Origin of the sequence: Burkholderia humptydooensis (assembly GCF_001513745.1) — a bacterium.
Lineage (GTDB): Bacteria > Pseudomonadota > Gammaproteobacteria > Burkholderiales > Burkholderiaceae > Burkholderia > Burkholderia humptydooensis.
Map to the genome: position 1 here is coordinate 511,740 of NZ_CP013382.1, position 12,569 is coordinate 524,308.

A 12,569-nucleotide genomic window follows, 5' to 3' on the forward strand; every position below is an offset into this window, starting at 1 on the left:
CCGGCGCGCCCCGCACCGTCACAGCAGATCGCGCAACCGGTACCACGCCATCGCGAGCACGAGCGCCGGCATCCTGAGCGCCGCGCCGCCCGGAAAGTCGCGATGGCGGATCTTGCCGAACACGTCGAAGCGCGCGGCCTGTCCGTCGATCGCATCGGCGATCAGCTTGCCCGCGAGCCCCGTTGTGTTCACGCCGTGCCCGGAGAAGCCCTGCGCGAAATAGACGGTCGGCGACAGCCGGCCGAAGTGCGGCGCACGGTTCATCGTGATGTCGACGAAGCCGCCCCACGCATGGTCGACCTTCGCGTCGGCGAGCTGCGGGAAGGTCTTCAGCATGTCGCGGCGCATCGCGTCGGCGAGGTCGCGCGGCTCGAGCGTCGAATAGCTGACCTTGCCGCCCCATAGCAGGCGCGTATCGGGCGTGGGGCGGAAGTAGTCGAGCGCGAAGCGGCTGTCGCAGATCGCGGCCTGCGCGGGCATCAACGCGTGCGCGCGCGCTTCGCCGAGCGGCTCGGTCGCGATCACGTAGGTGCCGACCGGCATGATCTTGCGCGACAGCGCGGGTGCGAGCGCACCGAGAAACGCATTGCACGCGAGCACGACGAATTTCGCGCGGACCGCGCCGCGCGCGGTCGACACGACGTGCCCGCCGGCTTCGCTCGCGATGCGCGTGACGGCGCTGTCCTCGTAGATGCGCGCGCCGCTTTCGACGGCCGCGCGCGCGAGCCCGAGCGTGTAGTTGAGCGGATGCAGATGGCCGCTGTCCGGATCGAAGAGCCCGCCGAGATAGCGGCTCGACTGCACGTATTGCGCGAGCGCGTCGCGCTCGACGTAGCGCAAGCGCTCGTAGCCGAAGCGGCGCGCCGCTTCGTCGCGCGAGCGGCGCAGCGCATCGACGTCGCGCGGCTTGTTCGCGGCGGTCAGATAGCCGGGCATCAGCGCGCAGTCGATCGCATGCTTCGCAATCCTTTCCTTGACGATCGACAGCGTCTCGCGCCCCATGTCCCAGATCAGCCGGATTTCGTCGGCGTTCAGATACGGCTCGAAGGCGTCGATTCCGCATGCGAAGCCGCCGATCAACTGGCCACCGTTGCGCCCGCTCGCCGCCCATCCGACCTTCGACGCCTCGACGACCGCGACCGAATGGCCGCGCTCGGCGAGATTGAGCGCGGCCGACACGCCGGTCAGGCCCGCGCCGATCACGCAGACGTCGGCGTCGATCGTGCCTTCCAGCGGCGGATGACGGGTGGTGTCGTTGACGGTCGCCGCATAGTACGACGCGGCGTGCGGTTGGTTGATGAACTCGAGCATGGCGTATGGATCGATGGGTTGGTGGGTGGGCCGGCGGTGCCGCGCTCGCGGGCGAGCCCGCGCGTTCAGAACAGCAGCTCGCGCGCGCGGTGATACAGCATGCCGAGCGCGAGCGCGGGCTGCCGCCACGCGGGGCCGCCGGGAAAGCGCCGGTGTCGCAGCCGCGCGAACAGATCGAACGCGCGCGCGTCGCCCGCGATCGCGTGCGCGACGATGCGGCCCGCGATGCCGGTCAGCGCGACGCCGTGGCCGCTGAAGCCCTGGAGATAGAAGTAGTTCGGATCGATCGCGCCGAAATCCGGCGCGCGGTTGCGGGTCACGTCGACGAAGCCGCCCCATGCGAATTCGATGCGCACGTCGGCGAGCTGCGGGAACGCGCCGATCATCCGGCTGCGTATCGCGCCGACGAGCGCGTCGGGCGACGCGCCCGCCGAGCTCGCGCGGCCGCCGAACAGCATCCGGTGGTCGGCGGACAGCCGGAAGTAATCGAGAAAGAAGTTGTTGTCGCAGACCGCGTCGCGCCGGGAGATCAGCGCGTTCGCGCGGTCGGCGCCGAGCGCCTCGGTCGCGACGATGTACGACGCGACGGGCGCGATGCGCGCGGCCGCCGCGGCGGGCAGCACGCCGCCCGGGCCCGCGTTGCAGCACGCGACGACGTAGCGGCAGCGCACCTCGCCCGACGGCGTGCGCACGACGGGCCGCGCGCCGCGCGCGACTTCGAGTGCGGGCGTGTGCGAGAACAGCCGCGCACCTTCGCGCCGCGCCGCGTCGGCGAGACCGATGCAGTATTTGAGCGGATGCAGATGCCCGGACCGCGGATCGTGGACGCCCGCGACATAGCGCGGCGACGCGATGCGCGCGCGAACCGCGTGCGCATCGAGCCATTCGAGCGACGGATGGCCCCAGCGCGACGTCGCGCTATCCATCCACTGCCGCAGCTCCGGCACGCGGCGCGGATGCGTCGCGACGGTCAGATAGCCGCGCGTGAGGTCGCAGTCGATGCCGTAGCGCGCGATGCGCTCGTCGACGAGCGCGAGCGCGTCGAGCGACAGCGCCCATGCTTCGCGCGCGCCTTCGATGCCGAGCTGGCGCTCGATTTCGCCGTCCTTCGCGAAGCCCGCGATCAACTGCCCGCCGTTGCGGCCGGACGCGCCCCAGCCAGGCCGGTATGCGTCGAGCACGGCGACCGACAGGCCGCGCGCGCGGCAGTCGAGCGCGGTCGACAGGCCGGCGAATCCGGCGCCGATCACGCAGACGTCGACGTCGAGCGCATCGTCGAGCACCGGGTCGTCGGCGGGGCGGCGGACGGTGGCTTCGTAGTACGAGCGGCGGGCGAGCGCGTCGGCGCGGCGGGCGAAGGTGTCGATCATGGGCAAAACGCGAAAGTCGTTCGGCATGCACGCGTCGCGACGTCGTGCAGCCGCGGCGCGTGATGCTTCAGAGAAAGGTTGTGGCGCAAACGCACGCGCGTCGCGCCATTGACGTCAGAACGAGTAGATGAACTGCGTCGCAAGCAGATCGTTGGACTTGCTGTACGAGCCGTCGTTCCGCAGGAACACCTTGTTGTTCGCCCAGTCGTGCCGGTATTCGACCTTCACGGTGATCTGCTGCGTCGGGTAGAACAGCAGATCGAGCGCGACGTCCTGCCGGTTCGCGCCCTTGCACTCGAAGCCGAGGCCGCCGTTCGCCTTCGATGTCGCGAGGCAGTCCGCATCGATGCCGAAGCCGTCCGCGGTATCCATCCCGTTGCCGTTGAGCGCGATCCCGCCGCCGCCGCCGCCGTTCTTGCTGTTCGCGAGGAAGTCGTAGCGCAGCGTCGCGCCCATCCGGCCGAGCACCGGCACGTTGAACTTGCGGTGCGCGAGCAGCGACAAGCCGTACCACTGCGCGCGGCCGCCGTTGAACGCGGCGTGCTGCTGCTGGCCGTAGTCGATTTCCGCGTTGTACTGAATGTCGGCGAGCGTGTATGTCGCATCCGCTTCGGCGAAGAAGAACGTGCCGTACGGGCTCGACGACTGGCCGCCCGGACCGTAGACGACCGCGCCCGACTGCGTCGTCGCGCTGCCGAGCGTCTGCCGCCCGATGTTGAACGAGCCGCCGAGATCGAGCGCGCTCGACCACGTGTAGTCGACGCGCGCGGTGAACGTCGGCACCTTGTTGCTCGTCGTGATCGGGTCGCCGAGCGCGTTCGTGCCCGTCTGCGTGACCGAGCCGTACGTGCGGTACTGCTCGTTGCCGAGCAGGAACTTCCACGCCCAGTTGCCCTTCGTGTAGTTCGCGCCGACGCCGATGTAGCTGCCCGGATCGGAGAAGTCGTACAGCAGGTTGTGCGTGAGCGTGAGCATCTGGTTCGACTGCTGCACCTCGTAGCCGCCGAAGCTCGGCATGAGGCCCGCGACGAGCGTCGTGGTCGCGCTGAGCGGCACGTTGACGACGGCGGTGTTGAGGATGTTGTTGCCGATGTTGCCGCGCGAGTTCTGCAGGAGCGTGATGCCGTTGCCGCGATTCGGCATCAGCGTGATCTCGGCCGACGGCGCCATCGGGCCGACGCCGAACGTCTTCTTGATGTCGAGGTAGAGATCGCCGAATGTGCTGTTGAAGTAGTTGTAGTTGCTCTCGTGGTTCGCGAACAGGAACGACGACGTGCCCGCCGCGCGGTTGAACACGTAGGTCGGATCGATGTAGCCCGTCACCGAGAGGCCCGCGATCGGCCCGGTGTTCGCCGCGTCGGTCAGCGAATCGACCTTCAGTTGCTGATTCGCGATCTGCTGCTTCATCTGCGTGACGTCGTCGTTCGTCAGCGTCGCGGGCGCGCGGCCGTAGTCCGGCGACGATTCGTCGACGGGCGCCGCGGCGGCCGCCGCGGTTGCCGCCCCCGTGCCCGCAGCGGCGCCGCCGCCCGTCGCGCCGTGCTGCGAGGCGAGCGCGGCGCGCAGCTCCTTCATCTGCGCCTGCAGCGCGTTCAACTGCGCCTGCAGCGCCTTGATCTGCGCACTCGTCGACGCGGCGCCCGCGAAGCCGGGCAGCGACCCGGCCACGAGCAGACAGATTAACTTCTTCTTCATGCGATTCTCCTGGGTGTCGTATTGCGAGGGACTTCGATTCGATGCGCATTCGGGCGAGCGGGGCGTCGTCAGGCCGTGCCGAGCGATTTGCGCGTCGCCGCGGTTTGCGGCGCGCGCGGCGCGCCGCCGGCCGCGTCGGATTCGGGCGAGTCGGACGGCGCGGGCTGCGCGAACGCCTGGCGCATGTCGCGCGCGCGTCGGCGCTCGCGGCTCAGCATCATCTGGTTGACGACGATCACGCCGATCGTCACCGCGGTGATGAAGAGCGTCGCGAGCGCGTTCATTTCGGGATTCAGGCCGAGACGCACGCGCGAGAACACGACGAGCGGCAGCGTCGTCGAGCCTGGGCCGGACAGGAACGCGGACAGCACGAGATCGTCGATCGACAGCGTGAACGACAGCAGCCAGCCGGACAGCAGCGCCTGCGAGATCAGCGGCAGCGTGATCACGAAGAACACCTTGAGCGGCGTCGCGCCGAGATCGAGCGCCGCTTCTTCGAGCGACTTGTTCAGCTCCTTGACGCGCGACTGCACGATGATCGCGACGTACGACACGCACAGCATCACGTGACCGATCCAGATCGTCACCATCCCGCGCCCCCTGGGCCAGCCGAGCATCTGCTCGAGCGCGACGAACAGCAGCAACAGCGAGATCCCCTGGATCACTTCGGGAATCACGAGCGGCGCGTTGATCATCCCGGTGTACAGCGTGAAGCCGCGAAAGCGTCCGAAGCGCGCGAGCACGAAGCCCGCCCACGTGCCGATGAACACGGAGGCGAACGCGGTCAACAGGCCGATCTTCAGCGATAGCCACGCGCTCGTCAGCAGCTCGTCGTCCTGCCAGAGCGCCGCGTACCACTTCAGCGAGAAGCCGGACCAGACCGTGACGAGCTTCGATTCGTTAAACGAATAGACGACGAGGCTCACGATCGGGATGTAGAGGAACAGGAAGCCGAGCGTCAGCACGCCGGCGGAAAGCGGCTTGTTGGGCTTGATCATTTCGCGTCCTCCAGCTCCTTCACCTGGTAGTACTGGAACACGGCCATCGGCACGAGGAGCAGCAGCACCATCGCGACCGTCACCGCGGAGGCCATCGGCCAGTCCATGTTGTTGAAGAACTCGTCCCACATCACGCGGCCGATCATCAGCGTGTCGGCGCCGCCGAGCAGCTCCGGGATCACGTATTCGCCGACGGCGGGAATGAACACGAGCAGGCTGCCCGCGATGATTCCGTTCTTCGACAGCGGCAGCGTGATCCGCGTGAACGCGACCCAGGGCTTCGCGCCGAGGTCGTAGGCGGCCTCGAGCAGCGTGAGGTCCATCTTCACGAGGTGCGCGTAGAGCGGCATCACCATGAACGGCAGGTACGAATAGACCATCCCGATGTAGACGCCCGCATCGGTGTGATAGAGGCGCAGCGGCGAGTGGATCAGGCCGATCGCGATCAGCGCGTGATTCAGCAGGCCATCGTCCTTCAGGATGCCGATCCATGCGTAGACGCGGATCAGGAACGACGTCCAGAACGGCAGCATCACGCCCATCATCAGCAGGTTGCGCGTCGCGGGCGCGGAGCGCGCGATGTAGTACGCCATCGGATAGCCGATCAGCAGGCACAGGAGCGTCGAGACCGCGGCCATCTTCAGTGAGCTGACATAGGTCGCGACATAGAGGCTGTCCTGCAGCAGGAACGCGTAATGGCCGAGCTGCAGCGCGAATTGCACCGCGCCGTCCTTGACGCTCATCAGCGCCGTGTACGGCGGGATGCCCATCACCTGATCGGCGAAGCTGATCTTCAGCACGAGCACGAACGGCAATGCGAAGAACAGCGCGAGCCACAGGAACGGCACGCCGATCGCGACGCCGCGGCCAGACGGCGTGAAGCGCGCCGCGAGGCGCGCGACGCGCGCGCGCACGGGCGCCGCGCCGCGGGCGGCGGGCGTAGCCGCCGCGAGGGAGGAGGAGGGAGACGTTCTCATTGCGTGAGCACCACGCCGCTTGCGGGCGACCAGGAGACGAACACGTCGTCGTTGTACGCGGGCGCACCGTCCTGCATCAGGTGCGAGCTCGAAAGATTGGACATGACCGTCTTGCCGCTCGGCAGGCGCACGTGGTACAGCGAATAGCTGCCCATGTACGCGACGTCGGTGACGACGCCGCGCGCCCAGTTGTGCGGCTCGGCCGGCTTCTCGCGCGACACGCGCACGCGCTCCGGCCGCACCGAGATGCCGACCGGCATCCCGAGCGGGCCCGTGACGCCGTGGCTCACGTACATCCGCGCTTCGAGATCCTCGCTTTCGACGAAGATGTGATCGGGCTCGTCCTCGACGACGACGCCCTCGAACAGGTTCGTCGAGCCGATGAATTCGGCCGAGAAGCGGCTGTTCGGGAATTCGTAGACCTGGCTCGGCGTGCCGATCTGCACGATCCGGCCTTCGCTCATCACCGCGAGGCGGCTTGCCATCGTCATCGCCTCTTCCTGATCGTGCGTGACCATCACGCAGGTCACGTCGACCTTCTCGATGATGTTGACGAGCTCGAGCTGCGTCTTCTGGCGGATCTTCTTGTCGAGCGCGGACATCGGCTCGTCGAGCAGCAGCAGCTTCGGCCGCTTGACGAGCGAGCGCGCGAGCGCGACGCGCTGCTGCTGGCCGCCCGAGAGCTGATGCGGCTTGCGCTGCGCGTAGCGGCCCATCTGCACGAGGTTCAGCGCGTCGGCGACGCGCTCTCGGATCTCCTGCTTCGGCGTGCCTTCCTGCTTCAGGCCGAACGCGACGTTCGACTCGACGCTCATGTGCGGGAAGAGCGCGTACGACTGGAACATCATGTTGACGGGCCGCCGATACGGCGGCAGCGCCGCGAGATCCTCGCCGTCGACGAAGATGCGCCCGGATGTGGCCGTCTCGAGCCCGGCGAGCATCCGCAGCAGCGTGGACTTGCCGCAGCCGGAGCTGCCGAGCAGCGCGAACAGCTCGTTTTTCGCGATCGACAGATTGACGTTGTCGACGGCGGTGCTGTCTCCGAATTTTTTCACGACGTTCTCGATGCGGACGAACTCGTTCGTTCCGGCCGGCGTGGCGACCGGGGGACGCGCCAGTTGCGCGGTGTCGATTGAAGGCGTCGATTTCATGAAGTAGCCATCCTTCGTTTGGGGATCGCAGGCATGAGCGCTCCCGCGCGGCGCGCACAAGGCGAATCGCGGGGGGACTGCGACCGGGAATCGAGGCGCCGGGCGTTTCGGGCTGAACTTCAGGCTGAACTTCAGGCCGAACGCGCCGCCGCCGGATTGCGTGCTTGGGGCGCGCGGCAATCGAGCGATTGCCGCGCGCCGGAATCGCTCGTGATCAGTGCCCCGTCTTCAGTTGCGCCCACAGACGGTTTTCGAGCCGCAGGATGTCGGCGGGCATCGGCCGCATCAGCGTCATCTTCTTCAGCACGTCTTCGGGCGGGTAGACGGTCGGGTCCTGCGCGACGGCGGGCGCGACGAACTGGCGCGCCGCGCGGTTCGCGGTCGGATAGAACACTTCGTTCGTGATCGCCGCGTTGACCTTCGGGTCCTCGATGTAGTTGATCCATTTCAGTGCGGCTTCCGCGTGCGGCGCATCCTTCGGGATCACCATCACGTCGAACCACAGCAGGCCGCCTTCCTTCGGATTCGTGAACTTGATGTCGTACGGGCGCTTCGCTTCGGCCGAGCGCCGATGCGCGATGCCGACGTCGCCCGACCAGCCGAGCGCGACGCACACGTCGTTGTTCGCGAGATCGTTGATGTAGCCGGACGAGTTGAACTGCGTGATGTACGGGCGGACTTTCTTCAGCACGTCGAACGCCGCCTGGTAGTCGGCCGGGTTCGTGCTGTTCGGATTCCTGCCCATGTATTGCAGCGTCGCGGCGAACACGTCGACCGCCTGATCGAGGAACGACACGCCGCAGCCCTTGAGCTTCGACACGTTCGCCGGATCGAGCACGAGCGCCCAACTGTCGACGGGCGCGTTCTCGCCGAGCGCCTTCTTCACCGCCTGCACGTTGTAGCCGACGCCGTCGGTGCCGAACGCCCACGGCACGCCGTACTGGTTGCCCGGATCGGCGTCGGCGATCATCTTCATCAGCGTCGGATCGAGGTTCGACAGGTTCGGCAGCTTCGATTTGTCGAGCTTCTGGTAGACGCCCGCCTGAATCTGCTTGGCCATGTAGTTCGACGTCGGCACGACGATGTCGTAGCCGGAGCTGCCCGCGAGCAGCTTCGCCTGCAGCGTGTCGTCGCTGTCGTAGTTGTCGTATTTGACGTGGATGCCCGATTGCTTCTCGAAGTTCGGGATCGTGTCTTTCGCGATGTAGTCTGACCAGTTGTAGACGTTCAGCTCGGCGCCGACCGCTTGCGCGGCCGGTGCGGCCAGCGCCGACGCGCCGGCGAGCGCGACGAGCGCAGCGCGCGCGACCGCATGACGAAGATGGCTCACACTCATGTTGTTCCCCTGATGATGAAGGTGGGCGCGCGGCGCCCGCGCGCCACCCGCCCGATTGGCAATGCCGTTAGGAAAGGCCCAGTTGCTGCGCGGTCGCATCGATCGCTTTCTTCGCCTTCTCGACGATCTCGTCGATTTCGGGCTTCGAGACCACGAGCGGCGGCGACAGCAGCATCCGGTCGCCCGTCGCGCGCATGATCAGGTTGCCGTTGAAGCAGTAGTCGCGGCAGATCGTGCCGACTTCGCCGCCGTTCTCGAAGCGCTTGCGCGCGCCCGGCTCGCGCGCGAGCTGGATGCCCGCGACGAGCCCCGCGCCCGCGATCTCGCCGACGATCGGATGGTTCGCGAACGTCTCGCGCAGCAACTGCTGGAAGTAGGGGCCGGTATCGGTCTTCACGCGCTCGACGATCCGTTCGTCGCGCAGCACCTTCAGATTCGCGACGGCCACCGCCGCCGCGACCGGATGCCCCGAGTACGTCATCCCGTGGTTGAACTCGCCGTGCGCGATCAGCGCGTCGGCGATCCGGTCCGACAGCGCGACGGCCCCCATCGGCACGTAGCCGCTCGTCAGGCCCTTGGCGAGCGTCATCAGATCCGGCTCGAAGCCGAAGTGCCGATGCGCGAACCATTCGCCGGTGCGCCCGAAGCCGCCGATCACTTCGTCCGCGACGAGCAGCACGTCGTACTGGCGGCAGATCCGCTCGATCTCGGGCCAGTACGTCGACGGCGGGAAGATCACGCCGCCCGCGCCCTGGAACGGCTCGCCGATGAACGCCGCGACGTTCTCCGCGCCGAGCTCGAGGATCTTCGCTTCGAGCTGCCGCGCGCGTTCGAGCCCGAACGCCTCGGGCGTCTGTCCCTCGCCCGCTTCGCCGAAGTAATAAGGCTGATCGATGTGGACGATGTGCTCGACCTTCGACGGCATCTGCTCGTGCATGTAGCTCATGCCGCCGAGCGTCGCGCCCGCGATCGTCGAGCCGTGATAGCCGTTGCTGCGCGAGATCACGAACTTCTTCTGCGGGCGGTTCTGCGTGCGCCAGTACTGATGCGCGATGCGCAGCACCGTGTCGTTGCCCTCGGAGCCGCTGTTGCAATAGAAGAAGCGGTTGAACGCCGGCGGCGCGATTTCCGCGAGCAGCGCGGACAGCTCGATGACGGGCGGATGCGTGGTCTTGAAGAACGTGTTGTAGAACGGCAGCTCGCGCAACTGGCGGCTGCCGGCCTCGATCAGCTCGTCGCGGCCGTAGCCGACGTTCACGCACCAGAGGCCGGCCATGCCGTCGATGATCCTGTTGCCGTCGGAATCCCACAGATAGACGCCTTCGGCCCTCACGATCACGCGGCTGCCCGTGCGATTGAGCGAGCCCATGTCCGAGAACGGGTGAATGTGGTGCGCGGCGTCGAGCGCGCGGTATTCGGCGCTCGTGCGGCGCTCGTGCGCGTGCGCGCCGGCGGCGGGCGCGGCGGGTTGGACCCATGCGGATTCGTTGTTCAGTCGGTAGCTCATCGTTTCCTCCTGGATGGATGGGCTGCGTGCGCGTTCAGACGTGCAGCAGCAGATGCTTGCGTTCCCACGAGCTGATCACGCGGAAGAACGCTTCGTATTCGGTTTCCTTCAACGCGAGATAGGCTTTCACGAACTTCTCGCCGAGGATCTCGGCAAGCGGCTCGCACGCGGCCATCAGCGTGAGCCCCTCCTCGAGATTGCGCGGTAGCTGATACGGCAGGCTGTAGCCGTCGCTCACGAGCGGCTCGGTCGGCACGAGGCGCCGCGTCATGCCGAGGTAGCCCGCCGCGAGCGTGCCCGCGATCGCGAGATACGGATTGCAGTCGACGCCCGGAATCCGGTTCTCGATGCGGCGCGACACCGACGACGAATGCGGAATCCGGAAGCCGACCGTGCGGTTGTCGTAGCCCCACTGCACGTTGATCGGCGCGGCCATGAAGCGCGAGAGCCGCCGATACGAGTTGATGTACGGCGCGAAGATCGGCATCAGCGCGGGCGTGTACTTCTGCTGCCCGGCGATGTACGCGTAGAACATGTCGGTCGGGCTGCCGTCGTCCGCGGTGAACAGGTTGCGCCCCGTCTGCTCGTCGACGATGCTCTGATGCACGTGCATCGCCGAGCCCGGCTCGTTCTCCATCGGCTTCGCCATGAACGTCGCGTACATGTGGTGCCGCAGCGCCGCCTCGCGCACGGTGCGCTTGAACAGGAACACGCGATCGGCGAGGTTCAGCGGATCGCCGTGCAGGAAGTTGATCTCCATCTGCGCGGCGCCGACTTCGTGAATCAGCGTGTCGACTTCGAGATCCTGCACTTCGCAGTATTCGTAGATGTCCTCGAAGAGCGGATCGAACTCGTTGACCGCTTCGATCGAATACGACTGGCGCCCGGTCTCCGGCCGCCCGGTGCGGCCGATGGGCGGCGCGAGCGGGATGTCCGGGTCCTTGTTCATGTCGACCAGATAGAACTCGAGCTCCGGTGCGATCACGGGTTTCCAGCCTTTCGCCTTGTAAAGCTCGAGCACGCGGCGCAGCACGCGGCGCGGCGAGATTTCGACGGGCGTGCCGTCGAAATGCACGCAGTCGTGGATTACCTGCGCGGTCGGATCGATCGCCCACGGAATCAGGCGGATCGTCGACGCGTCGGGCAGGCAGACCATGTCGGGATCGGTGACGCCCGTCAGGCTGCCGTCCTCCGGGTAGTCGCCGGTGACGGTCTGGATCATCACCGCCTGCGGCAGGCGCATCGATTCGCCCGTTTCGAACTTGCTGCGCGGAATGATCTTGCCGCGCGCGATGCCCGCCATGTCAGGGATGATCGCTTCGATTTCGGTGATCCGGTGCTTCTTCAGGAATTCGTCGATGTCTTGCATGATCGTTCTCGTTGTAGTGGGTCGGGTCACGCGTCGATCGCGTGCGCCGGCGGCCGGGCGTCGTGCTGCATGCGGGCGCGCATCCGTTCGCGGCATGCATCGCCGAATGCGCGGAAGATCGCGGTGGACAGCGGATCGTCCGCGTGCTTCCACTCCGGATGCCATTGCACGCCGAGCGCGAACGCGCGCGCGTGCGGCGCACGAACCGCTTCGATCAGCCCGTCGGGCGCGACCGCTTCGATCGCGAGGCCCGCGCCCAATTGCGCGATGCCCTGGCCGTGCAGCGAATTCACGTGAGCGTGCGTCGCGCCGCCGAGCAGACGTTGCAACAGCCCGTCCGCCGCGAGGCGGATCGCGTGCGCCGGCGCGTACTGCGCGTCGAGCGTGTCGCCCTTGTCCTCGCGGTGATCGTCGAATCCGTCCACCGCATGCACTTGCTGATGCAGCGTGCCGCCGAACACGACGTTCAACTCCTGGAAGCCGCGGCAGATCGCGAGCACCGGCACGCCGGCGTCGATCGCCGCGCGCACGAGCGGCAGCGTCGTCTCGTCGCGCGCGGGATCGTGCAGCGTGCCGGGCGCGCTCGGATCGCCGCCGTAGCGATGCGGCTCCACGTTCGAGTAGCTGCCGGTCAACAGCAGCCCGTCGACGGCGGCGAGCACGTCGCGCGCCGCCTGCCGCGCGCCGAGCGCCGGCACGAGCATCGCGAGCGCATCGGCGCCGTCGACGACGGCCGCGATGTATTTCTCGACGACCATATGCGATGGATGCGCGCCCATCATTTTTTTATCCGCAGTGATACCGACCAATGGTTTGCTTTGCATGAGTTTCACGTTTCGATGAATGCCCGGATTG

General features: G+C 67.1%; 10 protein-coding genes. All 10 read right to left on the reverse strand.

Annotation, left to right across the window (positions count from 1 at the left end):
- Positions 1–18 precede the first annotated feature (18 nt).
- Positions 19–1,311, reverse strand: a complete 1,293-nt coding sequence (locus AQ610_RS21615) for an NAD(P)/FAD-dependent oxidoreductase (protein WP_006028521.1) — start codon at positions 1,309–1,311, stop codon at positions 19–21.
- Between the two features lie 65 nt (positions 1,312–1,376).
- On the reverse strand, positions 1,377–2,681 hold the full coding sequence (locus AQ610_RS21620) for an NAD(P)/FAD-dependent oxidoreductase (protein WP_045554700.1): 1,305 nt from the start codon (positions 2,679–2,681) through the stop codon (positions 1,377–1,379).
- A 114-nt stretch (positions 2,682–2,795) separates the two neighbouring features.
- On the reverse strand, positions 2,796–4,376 hold the full coding sequence (locus AQ610_RS21625) for a DUF3138 family protein (RefSeq protein ID WP_006028522.1): 1,581 nt from the start codon (positions 4,374–4,376) through the stop codon (positions 2,796–2,798).
- A gap of 68 nt (positions 4,377–4,444) precedes the next feature.
- The gene (locus AQ610_RS21630; protein ID WP_006028523.1) at positions 4,445–5,374 is read right to left on the reverse strand and encodes an ABC transporter permease subunit; all 930 of its coding nucleotides are present in this window, start codon (positions 5,372–5,374) and stop codon (positions 4,445–4,447) included.
- The gene (locus AQ610_RS21635) at positions 5,371–6,351 is read right to left on the reverse strand and encodes an ABC transporter permease subunit (protein WP_015603585.1); all 981 of its coding nucleotides are present in this window, start codon (positions 6,349–6,351) and stop codon (positions 5,371–5,373) included. The genes AQ610_RS21630 and AQ610_RS21635 overlap by 4 nt, the downstream gene beginning before the upstream one ends.
- Positions 6,348–7,502, reverse strand: a complete 1,155-nt coding sequence (locus AQ610_RS21640) for an ABC transporter ATP-binding protein (RefSeq protein ID WP_006028525.1) — start codon at positions 7,500–7,502, stop codon at positions 6,348–6,350. The genes AQ610_RS21635 and AQ610_RS21640 overlap by 4 nt, the downstream gene beginning before the upstream one ends.
- 214 nt (positions 7,503–7,716) lie before the next feature.
- Positions 7,717–8,838: a polyamine ABC transporter substrate-binding protein gene (locus AQ610_RS21645; RefSeq protein ID WP_043283059.1), complete on the reverse strand. Its 1,122-nt coding sequence runs from the start codon at positions 8,836–8,838 to the stop codon at positions 7,717–7,719.
- Positions 8,839–8,905: 67 nt separating this feature from the next.
- The gene (locus AQ610_RS21650; protein ID WP_045554699.1) at positions 8,906–10,345 is read right to left on the reverse strand and encodes an aspartate aminotransferase family protein; all 1,440 of its coding nucleotides are present in this window, start codon (positions 10,343–10,345) and stop codon (positions 8,906–8,908) included.
- A gap of 34 nt (positions 10,346–10,379) precedes the next feature.
- Positions 10,380–11,714, reverse strand: a complete 1,335-nt coding sequence (locus tag AQ610_RS21655) for a glutamine synthetase family protein (RefSeq protein ID WP_006028528.1) — start codon at positions 11,712–11,714, stop codon at positions 10,380–10,382.
- A gap of 26 nt (positions 11,715–11,740) precedes the next feature.
- Positions 11,741–12,538, reverse strand: coding sequence for a gamma-glutamyl-gamma-aminobutyrate hydrolase family protein (locus AQ610_RS21660; protein ID WP_045554698.1), 798 nt, complete (start codon positions 12,536–12,538; stop codon positions 11,741–11,743).
- Positions 12,539–12,569 lie beyond the last annotated feature (31 nt).

Bases quoted from the DNA above. Each gene is read 5' to 3' on its own strand.
- AQ610_RS21620 (WP_045554700.1), bottom strand. From the start codon at position 2,681: ATGATCGACACCTTCGCCCGCCGCGCCGACGCGCTCGCCCGCCGCTCG.
- AQ610_RS21625 (WP_006028522.1), bottom strand. From the start codon at position 4,376: ATGAAGAAGAAGTTAATCTGTCTGCTCGTGGCCGGGTCGCTGCCCGGC.
- AQ610_RS21630 (WP_006028523.1), bottom strand. From the start codon at position 5,374: ATGATCAAGCCCAACAAGCCGCTTTCCGCCGGCGTGCTGACGCTCGGC.
- AQ610_RS21655 (WP_006028528.1), bottom strand. From the start codon at position 11,714: ATGCAAGACATCGACGAATTCCTGAAGAAGCACCGGATCACCGAAATC.
- AQ610_RS21645 (WP_043283059.1), bottom strand. From the start codon at position 8,838: ATGAGTGTGAGCCATCTTCGTCATGCGGTCGCGCGCGCTGCGCTCGTC.
- AQ610_RS21615 (WP_006028521.1), bottom strand. From the start codon at position 1,311: ATGCTCGAGTTCATCAACCAACCGCACGCCGCGTCGTACTATGCGGCG.
- AQ610_RS21660 (WP_045554698.1), bottom strand. From the start codon at position 12,538: ATGCAAAGCAAACCATTGGTCGGTATCACTGCGGATAAAAAAATGATG.
- AQ610_RS21650 (WP_045554699.1), bottom strand. From the start codon at position 10,345: ATGAGCTACCGACTGAACAACGAATCCGCATGGGTCCAACCCGCCGCG.
- AQ610_RS21640 (WP_006028525.1), bottom strand. From the start codon at position 7,502: ATGAAATCGACGCCTTCAATCGACACCGCGCAACTGGCGCGTCCCCCG.
- AQ610_RS21635 (WP_015603585.1), bottom strand. From the start codon at position 6,351: ATGAGAACGTCTCCCTCCTCCTCCCTCGCGGCGGCTACGCCCGCCGCC.